We start from the raw sequence: 255 nt of genomic DNA, 5'->3' as shown, positions 1-255 counted from the left end.
CGGAAGCGGCGATGCTCGGCCAGCCGGTGTCGATGCTGATCCCGGAAGTGATCGGCTTCAAGCTCACTGGCAAACTCAAAGAAGGCATCACCGCCACCGACCTGGTGCTGACCGTCACCCAGATGCTGCGCAAGAAAGGCGTGGTGGGGAAGTTCGTCGAGTTTTACGGCGATGGCCTGGCCGAGCTGCCATTGGCCGACCGGGCGACCATTGCCAACATGGCGCCGGAATACGGCGCCACCTGCGGTTTCTTCC

The 255-nt window shown here is 62.7% G+C and carries 1 protein-coding gene; it reads left to right on the top strand.

The window, feature by feature from the left end; all coding sequences use genetic code 11:
• On the top strand, positions 1-255 hold a 255-nt coding region (locus SB752_RS32900; protein ID WP_410719580.1), incomplete at both ends, for an aconitase family protein.

This window comes from Brevibacillus sp. SIMBA_040, from assembly GCF_046535075.1.
Lineage (GTDB): Bacteria > Bacillota > Bacilli > Brevibacillales > Brevibacillaceae > Brevibacillus.
The sequence above is the reverse complement of the archived record's forward strand: the minus strand, read 5'-3'. Positions and strand labels throughout refer to the sequence as shown.